This is a genomic window from Sphingomonas sp. PP-F2F-A104-K0414, assembly GCF_004340945.1.
Lineage (GTDB): Bacteria > Pseudomonadota > Alphaproteobacteria > Sphingomonadales > Sphingomonadaceae > Sphingomonas.
Map to the genome: position 1 here is coordinate 453,027 of NZ_SLYD01000001.1, position 15,664 is coordinate 468,690.

A 15,664-nucleotide genomic window follows, 5' to 3' on the forward strand; every position below is an offset into this window, starting at 1 on the left:
GGTCGCAAGCCTTGCACGACCTACATTGAGACCGAGTTCGATCCGTACTTTCCGGAAAGAGACCTACGTTAATTTGGTCGGGTCGCGCCGGCGCCAACCAAAGACAGTCAGCCGGACAGCGACAGTCCCCCTATCTCGCCAGCATCGTGGCGACCTTCGACGAGAGCGCTTCCAGCGTGAACGGCTTCGTCAGAAGCTCCATGCCTGGTTCCAGATGGCCGTTCCCCACGGCCGCATTTTCCGCAAACCCGGTGATGAACAACACCTGCAATCCCGGCCTTAGCCGTCGCGCTTCGTCGGCAACCTGGCGGCCGTTCATGCCGTTGGGCAACCCGACATCGGTAATCAGCAGGTCGATCCTCGCCCCGGACTGCAGCACCTTGATGCCAGCCGCACCGTCGCCCGCGCCGATGACGGTGTAACCAAGATCGTCCAGGACCTCGTCGATCAGGTGCCGGATGGTCGCCTCATCGTCAACGACCAATATCGTCTGCCCGTTTCCACCATCGACCAGCGCGCTAGTCTGGGTGTCGATGTCGAGCAGCGCATCACCGTGATGCCGTGGCAGGTATATGCACACCGTCGTGCCCTCGCCGATCTCCGAGTAGATCCGTACCTGGCCGCCGGACTGTCGCGCGAAACCGTAGATCATCGAAAGGCCGAGTCCGGTGCCCTGGCCGATCGGCTTGGTGGTAAAGAAGGGCTCGAACGCGCGCTCGATCGTCTCCGCGCTCATGCCGGTGCCAGTATCGGTCACGCACAGCGAGATATACTGGCCCGGCGGCAGATCACGTTCGCGGCTGGTCCGATCGTCGATCCACTTGTTGGCGGTCTCGATCGTCAGCTTACCACCGTCGGGCATCGCGTCGCGTCCGTTGATGCACAGGTTCAGGATCGCATTCTCGAGCTGGCCCGCATCGATCTCGGCGGTCCATAGCCCGACTGCGCCGACGATCTCGATATCGGTCGTCGCACCAACCGTACGCTGGAGCATTTCCTCGAGGCCGAAGATCAGCTTGTTAACATCGGTCGGCTTCGGATCGAGCGTCTGCCGGCGCGAGAAGGCAAGCAGCCGCTGCGTCAGCGACGCGGCCCGCCGTCCTGCCCCCTGTGCCGCGTTGACGAACCGATCGAGGTCGTCGTGCCGCCCGCGCGCGACACGTAACTGCAACAGCTCGAGGTTGCCCATCATCCCGGTCAGCAGGTTGTTGAAATCGTGCGCCAGCCCGCCGGTCAGCTGTCCAACCGCCTCCATCTTCTGCGCTTGGCGCAGCGCCTCCTGAGTCTCGGCGAGCTCGGCGTCCGCGCGAAGCCTGACCGATATGTCCCGGGCGTAGTGAAACGCGCCTATCACGGTCCGCAGGTCCAGTTGCGCCATGACCTGACGCGACAGAACGCGTAGCGTCTCCAGTTGAAGCGCGGTCAAATCTCGCGGGCGGTAGTCGAGCACGCATAACGTGCCGATCGGTACGCCTTCCGCCGTTTTCAGAACGGCGCCCGCGTAGAACCGGATATGCGGCTCACCGACGACCAGAGGATTGCGATCGAAGCGACTATCCTGCGTGGTGTCCGGCACCAGCAGGAACTCATCCTCCAGAATCGCCTTCGCGCAGAACGAGCTGTCATAGGGCGTCTCGCGTACGCCGAGACCTGTTTCCGCCTTGAAGAACTGACGCTCATCACCGATCAGGTTCACGACCGCGATGGGCGTGTCGCAGAGCTTTGCGGCCAGCTCGGCGAGCTCGTCGAACGAGGGCTCGCGCGGTGTATCCAGAACCTCATAGCAGGCCAGTGCGGCAAGCCGCTGGGCACCGCGCACATCCATCTCACTCACGCCAGCCATCCCGGTTCAGTATACCAACACGCTTTGGCATATCCGTGATGGTGACTCGAGGACACAAATTTAGTGTTCAACCGCTGACCGATGCGTAGGCTGTTGCCCTTCCTTGCCTGTCTGATGCTCGTCCTGACCGCCTGGGTAGGATCCGTCACCGACAAGCACGCTACGCGCATGCGGAGCGCGTTCCAATCGATCCTGAAGCGGCGTCGGATAGGCACTACCTACTTCAACGAGCGCATATGATGTCCGCGCTGCACGGCGCCCGTCGCATGGGTTTGCGCGTGGCCGATTAGAGACCGTAAAACGGTGATGGCGTCGGGCCGGAGGACGGCATGCGAGGCGTGTGGATGAGGCCCATCTCCAGACCGGTTCGTCAACGAGCGGAAACTGGCCACCGAGCCGACCGGTCCTGCTCGGTGACGCGAAAATGCAAATCATGGCTTGCTGTCGATGCTGGCGTCGAACCAGCCCTTAGAGGTAGTTCTCGGCCCGAGCATAGACTGGCAATACCTAGTACCGGAATCAAACGCTACTTTCCGCGCTTCCTCCTGCCAATTATCCGGCGCAGTCAAACGTGGCCGCGAGAAGTCCCATTTATTCAAGGCTGTCGGGCTGCCTGCGACTTTGCGCGTTCCGCTGCAAACGGCTCGGCCGCGGACCAGCTAGGCCAACTACGTCCCGTGGCGATCTCGCGACCGAGCTCATAGGCAACGCTGCCCTCCTGCGCGGCCCCCGTCATGTCCCAGCGGGGATCGAATTCGTCGCAAGTCTGATGATAGCATGCCGCGTTGTAGCGCGCTCGCTCCCGCTCGCCGGCAACGAGACCACCATTGACAAGATCGCGGCCCGCACGGAAATACACGCCGGGCACGCCCTTCTGTGCCAAGGCGTAGTGATCAGACCGGTAGTACCAGCCTGCCTCGGTGTTTTCCTCGGGCACGATCTTCAGCCCTTGCGCAGCAGCGACGCGCGCTAGGTCGGTTTCCAGCGGCGTCCTACCGACACCGATCAGTTCGAGATCATGCGTCCGGCCCAAGACGACATGCGGATCGAGATTGAACTGCGCCGCCGTGATTGCGAGCGGCAGCGAAGGGTGTTCGGCATACCAGCTTGCGCCGAGCAGCCCCTTCTCTTCTGCCGTCCACAGGGCGAACACTACCGAGCGCCGGGGTCGCTTCACACTCACGAAGGTGCGGGCGATCTCCAACAGCGTCGCGGTCCCAGTACCATTGTCGATTGCACCGTTGCGGATGCGGTCCGCGGGCGGATCGAACGCGTTCTCGCCATACGCATCCCAGTGCGCGCCGTAGAGCACACTGCCGGCGGCTGGATCAGTGCCGGGCAGGATACCGACGATGTTGTGGCTGACGACACGGTCAAGAGAGACAGTCGTCGACGCGGTGAGATACGCGCCCTTGAGTTCGACTGCCCCAAAATCGGCCTTCTGCGCGGCGAGCTTTGCGGCGGCATAGTCGAGACCACCCTGTTTGAGCAGCGCGATGCCGAGGTCATTGCGCAGGGTTCCACGCAAACCGAATGCAGCCGGCACGCTGCCGGTGTCGAGCGCATATCCCGGGACGGCATCGCCCTTTGCAAGTTGAAGCCATGGGTAACTCGACGGGAAGGTGTCGTGGATCTGGAAGAACGCGGCAGCACCGCGTTTCTGCGCCTCAGCAAGCTTTGTGCGTACCGCGGGGGATGAGGCCCGGCCGCCGAAGCCGAGATCGCGCCCCGCCTCGACATCCGGATCGCCCGCGAGCGCCACGACCACCTTACCGCGCACATCCACGCCGCGATACGGATCATAGCCGAGGCGCGGTTCGACAACGCCATAGCCAACGAAGACGATGGCTGCGTGGTCCAACCCGGCGGTACCGACGATCCGGGAACTCGCCGCGACGTCGGTGCCCGGTGTGAGCGCCCGTTTGGCGCTTCCCAGATCAAGCGTGAAACTGGCACGATCGCGGGTCCAGCGGAGCATCGGTACCGTCTGGCGATATCCCTCATCGCCGCCCGGCTTCAAACCAAGCTGCTTGAACCGAGCATCAAGGAACGCGAGCGTTACCGTTTCACCGGCCTGGGTCGGTCCGCGGCCATGGAAATCATCCGCGCTGAGCGTGCGGACATCGGCCTTGATCCGAGCGGCGGACAGAATCGGTGGAGCCGGATCGGTCGCAGCGGTGAGGAGGAGGACCAGGGGAAGCAAGAGTTTCATTATAACAGGATGACCGCGAACCGGCATTGACACAAGCGCGATACGACAATCGATCGGACTGCATCACCACGCCGCTCGTTCGGCACATGAACTTCGCAAGGTATGCAATTATGGACTAAACCAACCTCGGTACCACCGGCCTCGACGTATCGCGGTCGTGTCTCGGCAAGCGCGGAATGCCGCCGGAACGGGCTGGTACCCAGTCAGAGTACTAGAGCGGTACCAGACGCCATGGTTGGTACTTTTTCCTTAGGCGCTACCATGGCCGGCATGAAGACAGACAAGATGGACGACAGCATGCGGGCCGCGATCTTGCGCCTGACGACAGGTGAGCGGGAGTGCTTGAAGCGTTGTCTGGATCATCAGACGGCCAAGGAGATGGCGCTGGATCTGGGCGTCTCTCCTCACGCTGTCGAAAAGCGCCTTAAGATGGCGCGAGCCAAGCTGGGGGTGTCGTCCTCGCTTGAGGCGGCAAAGCTGGTGGCAGCAGTTGACCAGTCCAACCGCTTGGTACCCCAAGCGTCCGGCCTTTCCGGAACCGGCACGATCGTTGAGGAGGTTCCCGCCGCCATTCCGCACCCGTCGATCACGCGGGGTGAGCAGCGCCCCTCCATCTACGTGATCTCAGGAGCGATCCTCATGATTTTAGTCGCGGCAGCCGCCCTCATCGTCTGGCTCCAGGCCTCTGGCCCTGGCGGCCAACAGGCATTTCCACCCGCCGTTGCCGATGTGGCGTCGGCAACGTCAGCGACCGCAGCGCCAATACCAGGCACCGAAGCTGTGCTGCGGCAGCTTGTCGCCGGTCTCGCGAGCGGCTCACCTAATTACGAAAAACTTTCGCCTGGGTTCGCTGAGGTCGTTCGCCGCGACCTGCCCATGACCCACCCCATGTTCAAGGCCCTCGGCGAGCTCAAATCTATGACGTTTCGCTCACGCGGCATGAAGAACGATGACATCTACAACCTTGTCTTCACCAACGGTGAGGTCCTGATGTCGGCCACGCTCGATGCCGAGGGCAGAATGGCGGGCGGCATACTGCAACCAGGCAACCGCATTCCTTCCTCGGCGGCGCCATCACCTGGCACTGAAGCTGCAGTAAGGCGCCTTGTCGCTGGTCTGGCGAGCGGCTCCCCGGACTATGACAAGCTTGCCCCGAAATTCGGCGATCTGGTGCGCAGTGATATGCCGATGTCACAACCCATGTTCAAATCCATGGGCGAGTTGAAGTCGATCACGTATCGGGGGAAGGGCAGAATGGGGGACGACGTCTACAATCTGGTTTTCGCCAACGGTGGAGTATTGATGTCTGCTTTCCTCGATGCGAACGGACGAATGGCCGGAGGGTTCATCGCTCCGCCGAGCACACCGCTTCCCTGATCCTGCAAAAGTGGCGGACCGGAGAGCTGCCTCCATGACGCAAACGTTCACACCGCGGGAGCGAGGTCACGTCTTACAACTGCCCCGTGACCTCGCTCAATCGCCTGAGATAGCGGACTGCTGAGTGAGCGCTGCCACGGTTTTGGATGGGAGAAAGCGGCCGTTTTTCCTGTGCAGCGACGACCCATTTTCCGTCATTCAGATTGGCCTTTTGTCTGGCACCTGCGGACATTCGTCCATGCCTGGCGAGGTTTACCAGCAGGGGCGCAACCAGCCTTTTGCCTTCCATAAAAATCATCATCTATTTCGGCTAGCCAAGTTCAAGTACCGAAATCGCCATCGTGATGCGGACGATCTTGAATATTCTATCTCGCTAGATCGTCGCTGTCTGGATCGCGCTGTCACGTGCAACAATTCGGATTTGCCAGATGCCTCCGGAGCGCGCCAACACATAAGCGATCCATATCAGACCCCAAGCCCGTTCGAACGCTTAGTCACGTTCGGACGTTCAATAATCGCTCCAGCCCTGGGTCGTTCCGGCGTAGCGGACAGTCCGGCCATATCTTACGAATTCCGCCTGCACGGCCGGCATGGTGCGCGCGCGCGCCAAAGCATCGCGACGGAGAGTTTCTAACGGCGTGCGCGCCTCGGGCGCGGCGAAGCCGATGAACAACCCCATCGCGGCGGATCGCGCGTCGTCGTCGCGCATGCGGGCGATGAGTAGGTCGGCGATCGCCTGGATGTCGTTCCGGCATGTGGCAGCCGCGGTGGCCGCGCTCCAATTGTCGGAGGGCTTGGCTGCGAGTTTGACCTCCCTAGCCTCGGCCTCATCCAACCGACCGAGCCCGCGCATCCCACAGGCCTGGTTGGCCCAGATCCACGTCATCCCATAGGCGCTGACTAGCTCGGGGTGCTTTTCGAGCTCGGCCAGACTGTCGAGCCCGGCCTGGTAGCGGCCTGCGGCGATCAGCATCTCGGCGCGGTTGATCGCCATCGATACGAGTTCAGGGTAACGATCAGTGCCAAGGGACAGCACTGTGTCTATCGCCGCGATCGCATCATCCATCCGTCCGATCGCACGTAGGTTGTAGGCATATTCATTGACCAGCCAGAACCCGTCAGTGCCTGCGACCTCGACCTTCGCCTTGTCGCCGGCGAGCGCCTTGCCCGCGATCAACGCCTCCTCGAACCGGCCCAGCGCGCGCAAAGTTTGCATCCGGGTCATTACCGTTTCGTAATTCCCGGGCGCCGCAGCAACTGCGGCCGTCGCGCGCGCGGATTCCTGTTCCAAGCTCTTGCGAAAACCATCCTGACCGAACCGGTCGACGTCGGGCCACAACGCGCGGTGACGTCGATCGATCGCCAGCGTCACCAGCGTATCGGTCGAGGGAGCCTTGGCGAGAAGCGCGCGGGCCTCCGTCAATTCGCCGCGCAGGCTATGCGCGGTGATCGCACAGCCGAGCATCGCATTGCCGAACGAGGTCCGCGGCGCCTGCTGCCAGCCACTTTGGGCCAGCGCGATGCAGATATCGCCGCGGACCGCTTCGCGCTTCTCGGGCGCCAGCGCCTGCGCCTTTTGCATCGCGAGACGGGTATATTGCGGATCGAGCGTGGCGATGACCGTCGGCTGGACCTTACTGGTCCGCCGCATCGCCTGCGCCACCGTCTCGCCCGTACCGAGATCGAGTTCGTACCCGATCCACAAACGATATACCGTTGGATTGCCATCATATTGCTGGGTAGCCGACCGCAATGCAGCCAATGTAACCTGGGGTCGCCGCAACTCGGCCAGGACCGCGCCCTTGATACCGTCGATCATGCCGGCAGCCGGCGAAGGATGCACGACCTTCGCAGACGCATCGGCGAGCAATGACAGCGCTTCCAGCCTGGATGGCTGGTCCTCCTTCTGGATGAGCGCGACGACCTTCTCCATATCTGCCTTGATCGCCGTCCAGCTCACGACGTCGATACCCACCGGGGTCGCCGATGAACGCGGAGCCTTGTCGAAATGGAACTCGATGCCGACCTCGTCCTTGATCTGGTCCGACAGCGCGTAAATCGATTCTGCGTCAGCGGCCGTTACTTCGGAACGATCTCCGGTGGTCATCCGGTAGGTGATGCGGAGCCCATCGGGCAGCTTGCTCGTCTGGCGTGAAAACGCGGCCGGACCGGCTTTCGTATCGATATCGGCCAAGCCATCGAGCACGCGATCGGTGACGTGCAACTCGATAGTCTGATCGTTCACAATGTGATCGTTCAGCGCTAACGGCTGGACGCGGGGATTGGCTTGCCGGTCGGGCAGGATGCCCTGCACCGCGTAAGCGCGCGTCACCAGCTTCGTACCGAGGCCCGCCTTGACGAACGCCCCGTGCGGCAGCGTGTAGCTCTCGACCATCGTCAGCACGTTGCCGTCGCGATCGTCACCGAGTTCCAACGGCTTGCTCTCGACCAGGCCGGGAAAGCGCTGGCGGTAGAAGTCGAGATTGCCATCAGCGAGCTTCCGTGGCGAACTGGCGGCCCAGCTTGAGCGCGTCGTATCAGCACGCGCATCGGTGAAGCGCGTCTCGACCCGCAGGGTCAGCGCAACGGGAGCCGCTTCGTCTATCGTGAATCGTTCGAGCACGGTCATGCGGCCGCTATGCTCGCCGACGCCGTCGAGCCGTTCGAGTGCACTCTGACCGACGCGGATCGGCAAGGCATAGCCAAGGTTTGATGGTGTGATTTTAACACCGCGACCGCCGCGATGCGCACCAGTAGCATCGACCCAGATCGGCTTGCCGTCGATCACCGCCCGCACGATCACATGATCGAACTCAAGCGCCGAGGGCAATCGTTCGGGCAGGCGCTCGCCGGCCCGAGTAGTAACGAGCGCCGGTACAGCGTCGATGCCCAGGCGCCCCAAGGCGACCGCGAGCAACAGGCTCTTGTCCTTGCAGTCGCCATAGCCACGCTCGATCACGGTCTTGGGACGACGCGGGACGTAGGAGCCCTCGCCCAGTTCCTCGCCGACATAGCGGATATTGTCCTGAACATAGCGCATCGCCTCGGTCAGCCGATCGCCCGTCTTGGACCAAGCCGCGGCGATCACATTCAGACGCGCCTCGAAATCGGCGGGCAGGCTTTCGTCGCCCTGATATAGTCCGCTCGCCCAGCGGGCCACTTCCGACCATTCCTTCATCGTCGATACGTCGACGCGTCCCCATTGGAAGGCGGTGGCAGGAACGGCGTCCTCTCCGCGCGTGGCCGGCGGATCCTGCGCGATCCATTCCCACTCGGTACCATCCGCAGACTTGCTGATCGAGAATGCGATATCGCTGTTGATCGGCTTGTAGGTCGGCGTCATTCCCGCCGGCCAGACGAGGCGTACCGCACGCATCGCCAGCGGATCCGAATAACGCTGCGAGAAATGATAGAAGGCGTGGTTCGGCCACAGGCGCGTGCTGGTATGCACGGTCGTCGCGTAGTCGACGATGTCGCCGACCCGGACGTCATGCAGGTTGCCGATCGCCTTGAGCGTACCGCTGACGATGCCGTCGTCGAGTTCACTCTCACGCTCCACGACGCGGAACTGCGTCTCGCGGGTCAGGTCGATAACCTTGCCGTCGCGGATCAGGTGGATGAAATTGAGCTCGATGCTCTCGAAACTCGGATTATAGGCTAAGTCAATCTGCCCGGCGGACTCAAGCCCGCTCCGGTTGGTGATCTTGCTGGACGATCTGAACCAGTCGTCATGCCCATCAGCCCTAGTCCGGTATTGCTCGTCCGTCAGCAGGTAGGCAATGCCGTTCTGTGCCTGTTCGACGCGGGCGGCGGTGGCTTCGGGAATAGCGCGATCGCGGACCCACCCGGCCCTGGCTTCGACAGCGACAATAGGTGTGGCAGTGCCAGCCTTGGTTGCGGCAAGCTTGGTAGGCCGTTGGTTGATCGGACCGGCCGCCGGGTCACTGCTGTCGACGCCAGCATAGACAGTAGACGCCACACCGCTGGAGACCAGCACGGCGAGTATACTCGCAAAACGCGACCTGAAAAATGTGCCCACGTCTATTTTAGCCCCCGCTGATACCGTGTGCTATGATGTCGACCTGTCGCTTACAAGTTCATTCCACAGTCCCGCCATACCGAGACGGCGCTATTCCCTAGACGCCGGCCAAGCTTGCAATGCAGCTGCGAAAGGCGCCGGATGCAAATCGTCTGGGACCAGTCGCCGCTTACGGCAACGCCATAACGGCCTCGCGACGCTGATTGCCGCAATCGTCGCGCCGTAACGCCCCGAGACCGCATGCCTCACTGACAAACTGGCCCCATACCCGAACATTCGCGCGCCCTTCTCCGCTTCCCAACGTCAGACACTTCGTCATTTCCACGCTAACGCCTATCTAAGTCGGATTTTTCGGCATGAACGTCGTAACTGGGAAGGAACGCGGACGGGCTGCTTTCGAGGATTTCCACGTCAGCACGCGCGACAGCGTGGCGTGAAGACGTAGGCGCGCAAATTGCCGATATGCGCGTGATTGTAGACCATCGGCTCAAAGGAATAGATGCCGACATTGCCCGGATCGATCGGCATGAAGCGCTCGATTTGGCGGGAGAGGCTGTTGTAGAGCGTAAGGCGAGCACGGGTCATACCGCGAGCCTTACCCGGGTGCGGGGCAAAGGGGCGAGAGAGCGCTACTCACGCGAACCGACGCGGCATATCGTTCCGGCGCCGGACCGTGCGAAGGCGAAGCCGCCGCGCAGATCCCGCAACCGTGATGCTGTGTCAGTCTAGCTTCTTTTACCCAAGCCTACGCCGGTGATGTGCGCCGTGCCGTCGTCGACCGCTAGGGTGAAGCCATATTCCCTGCCACCCGGACCGAAGAACCCGCCGCTCAGCTTGCCGGTCGCCCCGCTTGCGGTCGTCACGACGCCCTGGAACCGCGTCGTTCCGGGTATCAGCGTGGCTGTAAAATTCACGGTATAGGTCTTATCGCCCACCCCGGTCAGGGTCCCCTTCAGCACGCCGCTCGCGAGGTCGAAGGTGACGGTGGTGATGCTCCGGGCGTCGGTCGAGTCTTCCGGATTGTCGGAGCCGGTCGTCAGAATGCTGAGCGAAACCAATGAGCCGTAGCTGCCGGTCGACAGCTCACTCAACGATACCGTCGGTGTACCGCCGACCAGGATCAGACCGGACGTATCCGCAGCAGGCGGTACCGGGTCCAGATTGACCGCGTACACCGCCGTCACCGTATAGGCGAGGGCGAGGCTGGACGGAATGCAGCCAAATCCGAAAAGATTAGCGCCTGCGCTATAGGCGATACCTTCGTCACCGGGTTCCGGGATATTGCGCTGCGCCCCTGTGAATGAGGCGATTGTCGAGCCGTTGCGTACCAAACTAACGTTGCGGGTTGCGGCATCGAGCTGGAATGACGAGGTCGTTCCGAGATCCACGAGTGCAGCCGACGCGGACGCGTACCGATAGGTGCTGGGCGAGGGGAACGTGGGTTTCGCCTGCACCTCGGCGCCAAACAGCAGGTTTACCGCTTGGCTGCGCGTGAAATCGCAAGGGGAGACATAAGAGGCAGGCGTCGGCGTAGGGGTCGGCGCTGGCGTTGGAGCCGGCGTCGGTGCCGGCGTCGGCGTCGGCGTCGGCGTGGCACCGGGGACCGTCGTGATCGGCGGCGTCGTAGCCGAACCGTCGTCGCTACCGCAGCCGGACATCAGGACGATCAGGCTGCACGCGGCAACCCCGGACAACAGCTTACGCATTACACTAACCCCCGAACATCGATACTAATTCGCGACTTTTACAAAAATATAATTCGATAATTCATCGCAGCCGTCAACGTGGTCTTTGAAGATACATCGAAATGCGATCAATATTATTTCCTGCAATCAGAATGATGCGCGCGCCACCGTCGCCAATAACGTTCGGGACTGGCCGCGTGCCAGCCCCGAACGGAAAAGGGCGGCCCGTTGCCGGACCGCCCCATTTCGTACGCGATACTGAAAGGTCGTTTAGCGCTTAGAGAACTGGAAGCTGCGACGGGCCTTCGCCTTGCCGTACTTCTTACGCTCGACGGTGCGGCTGTCGCTGGTCAGGAACAATCGGTCATGGGCGACGTCCTTAGCGAAGCTACGTTCGGCACGAATATGACCACGGAACTCACAAGGAACCATTAGCGGGAAGGTTGCTTGGGCGTTCGCGCTGAGAGCCGTCCGGGGCACACCCTCTCCCAAAATCAGTCCCCAATTCCTCTTTCCCGAAATGGCCTTTCGCGGACGGAGAAACGGAAAAGACCGTGCTTAACGAATGGCCGTTATCAGAAGCCCCGATCATCAGCCTGAATGTCCTGTTGTGGGCGTTCTGGCCCGATCCGGCTTTCTCACGAGGGATGGAGTTTCGGGAAAGCTGATCCGGATGCGGTTATGCCAGGGAACCCCTGATGATATTCACGAACGTCGCTATGGCATCGGCTTCTGTCATCTTACCCCTTACAATTGCCGATGACAGAGCTTCGCCTGCACCGACGAGGCCCGTGCACAGGCGTGTGGCGGCTTCTTCCGACAGTTCGCTGAACGGGCGAAGGACAGACACGAACATCGCGACGGACTGGCCGAGCAGCTCTTCATAGACCGCTGCCTTTTCCGGGCTTCCGGCCAGGGCGGCGCCAACGATGTGAAACTCGCCCGTCAGATCGGCCGCACAGCGGATATAGGCATCCGCGAGCGACGCTATCGTCTTGTTGCGGTCCTTGGGAGCGGCGGCCATGGCCTGACGGAACGCCTCGATGCGTTCGGTATCGATCCATCGATACAACTCGATCAGCAAGCCGGATCGTGTGCCGAAATGATCATAGACCACTGGCTTCGACACGCCCGCACGGGTCGCAAGATGGCCAAGGGTCAGGCGATCGGCACCTTCCTTGCGGATGACCTCAAGAGCCGAACCCAGCAGCTGACTATGCCGATCCGCTTTCGAAAGCCTGCCGCCACGCAGCGGAGAAACATCGTTTTCATGGGACATCATCAACGCCTGCTTGCCAAACCTACTAATAGTAGGTATTGCAACCTACAGTTAGTAGGTTCTCGGCTCAAACAGGAGATGGGTCAATGTCTTTCCTCCCAATTTTACTCATTGGCGGCGCGGGCGAAATCGGCCAGCGCACTGCTCGCTCCCTGCGGTCTCGATACCCCGATGTTCCTTTGCTGATCGGCGGGAGGAGCAAGCCCAAGGCGGAGCATGTTGCGAGCGCCCTGGGCAACGCGGAAGCGGTGGTCATCGACCCGCGCAGCGACCATCTTGGCCTTGGCGATCGGCAAACCAGCGCAGTGGCGGTCTTCTATGCGGACGATCAGCTTTCGGCGTTGAGGTACGCTCATGCGCGCGGGATCGCGCACCTCAGCATCTCGTCCGGAATCTACGAGATCGCACCTGAGATCGCGATCCATATGCAGCGCCCCGATGCCGCCGCGATGGTGCTTGGCTACGAATGGCTGGTCGGTGCCACCACCATCGCGACGCTCACATGTGCCAAGTCCTTTGCCCGCGTCGAAAGCATCAGGATCGGCGCGCTGGTGGATGAGGAGGATCAGGGCGGCCCAGCAGTCGCGGAGGATTTCGAACGCCTTGCCGCGGTCATGCCTTCTGTTCTGGCACGAACGGGTGGTGCGTTCGTCTGGCGTGACGGAGATGCTGCGGGCTCTACCTTCCGGGCCATCGATGGCACCGCCATCAAGGCGTCCGGCTTCTCGTCCATCGACATTGCGGGGCTCGCGGCGGTGACCGGCGCGCGCGATGTCATGTTCGCCATTGGCACAGGTGTCAGCTCAAGCCGCCGCGCAGGCGGCGCGAAATCGACCGAGATCATCATCGAACTGACCGGCGTCGACGCGCAGGATGCGCCTTTGCGTAGCCGCCACGCCGTCTTCCATCCTGGCGGAGCGGCGCCGTTGACGGCACTTGGCGTTAGCATGCTGCTTGAGCGTCTCGTCGGACTGGATGGCAAGCCCGCAACGCCGGCGGGGCTGTTCTTCCCGTACCAAATCATCAACCACGCCGCTTATCTTGGCCGCCTCGAGCAGGAGGGCGGACAACTTATGACGCTTGCTGTCGCATGAGCGTCCAGAGACAGGAGTCCCGCCGTGCGCACGTCGTGCTGGTCATGGCACATCCGGCCGCGACTTCGCTCACTCGCTCTGTCACCGCTGCGGTCGTTGAAGCGCTCGAGGCCCTTGGCCACACGGCCGAGGTCGCTGACCTTGCAGCCGAGAGGTTCGATCCGGTTTTCGGCCCGGCCGACCATGCAGCCTACGCAGCCGGCGACCCCATGCCGGATGACGTGCTGAAGGAGCAGCGACGGATCGACGGGGCCGATCATCTGGTCCTGGTCTATCCGGTCTATTGGTGGTCGATGCCGGCTTTGCTTAAGGGCTGGATCGATCGGGTGTTCGTTTCCGGATGGGCCTTCGCGGAGGATGCCGAGCAGGGCATCGTCAAGAAACTTGGTCGGTTGAAGGTGCACCTGATCGCACTGGGTGGAGCCGACAGCGCGACCTACGCGAAGCGGGGCTATCGTCAGGCCATGCAAACCCAGATCGAGCACGGCATCTTCGATTTCTGCGGGGCGCCGGTCGTCACCTCGGAACTGATGACGATGGATCGGGCGGACTCGGCGTCCCTTCCTCTCACGGCGGCACAGTCGATCATCAGGCGCTTGTCACCGTGAGCGGTCTGCCCTGTCGTTTCCCGATCGGGATCGAGAAATGGGAAAGCCTCAGCTCTCCCAAAACCCGTGTTGCGGGAATGTTATGCCGAGACGGCGAGCTGCCGGTGCAGCGTCTCGTGATCCTCGACATGCCAATTTTCGACAATCAGCCCGTCAGCGACCCGCATGATGTCGGTCGCCAGATAGTCTATCGCCTGACCGGCCCCTTCCCTGCCTCTGCGGCTTCCCGTGAAAGTGCCCGTGACGCGAAGATGGCTGACGATACGATCCCTAACCAGCATCTGTTGGAGAACCTTCACCCGGCCATCGGGGAACGCCGTGAAGAAGGCCGCCCCGGCATCGGCCAGACCTGACGGGCCTTGCTGCCGACCGGCAGGCAAAGTGCGATCTGTGTAGCCAGGGGAAACGGTCGCCTCGAATAGTGCTGTGCTGCCGTTGTTCCAGAAGCCGTAATAGGTCGCGGCGAGTTCCGCGAGCATGGAAGCGGCACCGTCATCGGAGCTGACCAGCACATCAGGACGCGCGAAGGCCACCGCCGCAGCATCGTGTAGCCGCGAAGGATCGGCAGGCAACAAGGCGGCCATATCAAGCGGCCTTCCGCTGATCGAGCCACGCCGGCACGTCCACGACCTCAATGCCTTGCGCGGCATTGAAGGTCTGCTCCTTGTTCCACGCGACGCCGGTGTCGCGGGCAAAGGCAAGACGGTACTTTCGCATCCCATCGTCCGGATGTGACGCGACTTCGGACCGCAGCCGATCCATGTCCCACAACACCCGTTCCGCATCGCGACCCAAATGCCCTTCAACCATGTCGGCAAGTTGGGCGTAGGAGAACGTATCCCCTGCGACGTACACCACCTCATCCCGGATGCGCGGTTCATGCGCGAGGATCGCGGCGGTGAGCCGTCCAATATCGTCCGAGGTGGTCACGGTCAGGCGGTTGTCCCAACTACCGAGCGCATGAACCTTGGAGCGTTCGAGATCGACCAGACCGAAGGCCGGCTCGAACAGGAAGCTGGTGAACATGCCCGTCGAGACGATGACCCATTCCGTGGCGGATTGCCCGCGCAGTATGTCGCGCACGTCCGCCTGCCCATCGAACACCGGTTGTCCGCTGCCATGCCCGACCACGTCGTAATCGACACCGAACTGCCAAGGCACATAGCGTTCCACGCCGGCTTGCAGGACGGCCTTGGTTATCTTGCGTTGCGTGCCGGGGCCGCCAACGAACCCCGTGCAGCAGATAACCGTATGGAACGGGGCGAAGATGGCGGCAAGGCCATCGACCGTTTCCGTCGCAAGATCGCCGCGAACGATTTGGAGTCCTTTGTCCTGCAACTGGCGGTCGACCTGCTCTCCGGCTGCATCGGCGGCTGGCCGCAGGAGGACGCTGATCGATCCGGCGCCTTCCGGGTTCTGCTCCAACAGGCCGTTGATGACGGCCAGTCCCAGTTCTCCCGCGCCGATGACAAGGGTAGTGGCGGCAGGGTTTTTTGTTTCTGGCATCAGGTGCTCCTTATGATCCTG

12 protein-coding genes and 1 pseudogene are annotated in these 15,664 nt (G+C 62.0%); 3 read left to right on the top strand and 10 right to left on the bottom strand.

From position 1 onward, the window contains the following. Positions 1–130: 130 nt before the first annotated feature. Entirely contained in the window at positions 131–1,825 is a 1,695-nt protein-coding gene (locus tag C8J46_RS01860) for an ATP-binding protein (RefSeq protein ID WP_243643207.1), read from the bottom strand. 613 nt (positions 1,826–2,438) lie between these two features. Continuing rightward, positions 2,439–4,055: a M28 family peptidase gene (locus C8J46_RS01865; protein ID WP_132734515.1), complete on the bottom strand. Its 1,617-nt coding sequence runs from the start codon at positions 4,053–4,055 to the stop codon at positions 2,439–2,441. 261 nt (positions 4,056–4,316) lie between these two features. Here C8J46_RS01865 and C8J46_RS01870 point away from each other — a divergent pair, with 261 nt between their 5' ends. Next, complete coding sequence (locus C8J46_RS01870; RefSeq protein ID WP_165886430.1) at positions 4,317–5,432, top strand: helix-turn-helix transcriptional regulator; 1,116 nt, start codon at positions 4,317–4,319, stop codon at positions 5,430–5,432. A 73-nt stretch (positions 5,433–5,505) separates the two neighbouring features. On the opposite strand, the gene C8J46_RS20660 is transcribed toward C8J46_RS01870, so the two are convergent. From C8J46_RS20660 to C8J46_RS01895, 6 genes and pseudogenes are all read right to left on the bottom strand, one after another. Further along, positions 5,506–5,730: a hypothetical protein gene (locus C8J46_RS20660; RefSeq protein WP_165886431.1), complete on the bottom strand. Its 225-nt coding sequence runs from the start codon at positions 5,728–5,730 to the stop codon at positions 5,506–5,508. Positions 5,731–5,940: 210 nt separating this feature from the next. Continuing rightward, complete coding sequence (locus C8J46_RS01875; protein ID WP_165886432.1) at positions 5,941–9,411, bottom strand: DUF3857 domain-containing protein; 3,471 nt, start codon at positions 9,409–9,411, stop codon at positions 5,941–5,943. A 463-nt stretch (positions 9,412–9,874) separates the two neighbouring features. Continuing rightward, positions 9,875–10,056 (bottom strand): annotated as a pseudogene (locus C8J46_RS01880) (cysteine--tRNA ligase); the annotation flags it as partial. A 140-nt stretch (positions 10,057–10,196) separates the two neighbouring features. Beyond that, positions 10,197–11,177, bottom strand: a complete 981-nt coding sequence (locus C8J46_RS01885) for a hypothetical protein (protein WP_132734521.1) — start codon at positions 11,175–11,177, stop codon at positions 10,197–10,199. A gap of 249 nt (positions 11,178–11,426) precedes the next feature. Further along, positions 11,427–11,588, bottom strand: a complete 162-nt coding sequence (gene rpsI / locus C8J46_RS21370) for a 30S ribosomal protein S9 (protein ID WP_279388885.1) — start codon at positions 11,586–11,588, stop codon at positions 11,427–11,429. A 247-nt stretch (positions 11,589–11,835) separates the two neighbouring features. Further along, a complete protein-coding gene (locus C8J46_RS01895) occupies positions 11,836–12,435 on the bottom strand; it encodes a TetR/AcrR family transcriptional regulator (protein WP_207894061.1) in 600 nt (199 codons plus the stop codon). Positions 12,436–12,521: 86 nt separating this feature from the next. On the opposite strand from C8J46_RS01895, the gene C8J46_RS01900 reads away from it, so the two are divergent. Further along, entirely contained in the window at positions 12,522–13,529 is a 1,008-nt protein-coding gene (locus tag C8J46_RS01900) for an NAD(P)-dependent oxidoreductase (protein ID WP_132734524.1), read from the top strand. Next, positions 13,526–14,137, top strand: a complete 612-nt coding sequence (locus C8J46_RS01905) for an NAD(P)H-dependent oxidoreductase (protein ID WP_132734526.1) — start codon at positions 13,526–13,528, stop codon at positions 14,135–14,137. Before C8J46_RS01900 ends, C8J46_RS01905 begins: the two co-directional genes overlap by 4 nt. Before the next feature lie 80 nt (positions 14,138–14,217). Here the strand turns inward: C8J46_RS01905 and C8J46_RS01910 are convergent, their stop codons facing one another. Beyond that, the gene (locus C8J46_RS01910) at positions 14,218–14,721 is read right to left on the bottom strand and encodes an ester cyclase (RefSeq protein WP_165886433.1); all 504 of its coding nucleotides are present in this window, start codon (positions 14,719–14,721) and stop codon (positions 14,218–14,220) included. A gap of 1 nt (position 14,722) precedes the next feature. After that, on the bottom strand, positions 14,723–15,643 hold the full coding sequence (locus C8J46_RS01915) for an aromatic alcohol reductase (RefSeq protein ID WP_132734530.1): 921 nt from the start codon (positions 15,641–15,643) through the stop codon (positions 14,723–14,725). Positions 15,644–15,664: the final 21 nt, after the last annotated feature.

Excerpts from the sequence above, each read along its gene's own strand:
- C8J46_RS01860 (WP_243643207.1), bottom strand. The coding sequence starts at position 1,825 with ATGGATGTGCGCGGTGCCCAGCGGCTTGCCGCACTGGCCTGCTATGAG.
- C8J46_RS01865 (WP_132734515.1), bottom strand. The coding sequence starts at position 4,055 with ATGAAACTCTTGCTTCCCCTGGTCCTCCTCCTCACCGCTGCGACCGAT.
- C8J46_RS01870 (WP_165886430.1), top strand. The coding sequence starts at position 4,317 with ATGGCCGGCATGAAGACAGACAAGATGGACGACAGCATGCGGGCCGCG.
- C8J46_RS20660 (WP_165886431.1), bottom strand. The coding sequence starts at position 5,730 with ATGATTTTTATGGAAGGCAAAAGGCTGGTTGCGCCCCTGCTGGTAAAC.
- C8J46_RS01885 (WP_132734521.1), bottom strand. The coding sequence starts at position 11,177 with ATGCGTAAGCTGTTGTCCGGGGTTGCCGCGTGCAGCCTGATCGTCCTG.
- rpsI (WP_279388885.1), bottom strand. The coding sequence starts at position 11,588 with ATGGTTCCTTGTGAGTTCCGTGGTCATATTCGTGCCGAACGTAGCTTC.
- C8J46_RS01895 (WP_207894061.1), bottom strand. The coding sequence starts at position 12,435 with ATGTCCCATGAAAACGATGTTTCTCCGCTGCGTGGCGGCAGGCTTTCG.
- C8J46_RS01900 (WP_132734524.1), top strand. The coding sequence starts at position 12,522 with ATGTCTTTCCTCCCAATTTTACTCATTGGCGGCGCGGGCGAAATCGGC.
- C8J46_RS01905 (WP_132734526.1), top strand. The coding sequence starts at position 13,526 with ATGAGCGTCCAGAGACAGGAGTCCCGCCGTGCGCACGTCGTGCTGGTC.
- C8J46_RS01910 (WP_165886433.1), bottom strand. The coding sequence starts at position 14,721 with ATGGCCGCCTTGTTGCCTGCCGATCCTTCGCGGCTACACGATGCTGCG.
- C8J46_RS01915 (WP_132734530.1), bottom strand. The coding sequence starts at position 15,643 with ATGCCAGAAACAAAAAACCCTGCCGCCACTACCCTTGTCATCGGCGCG.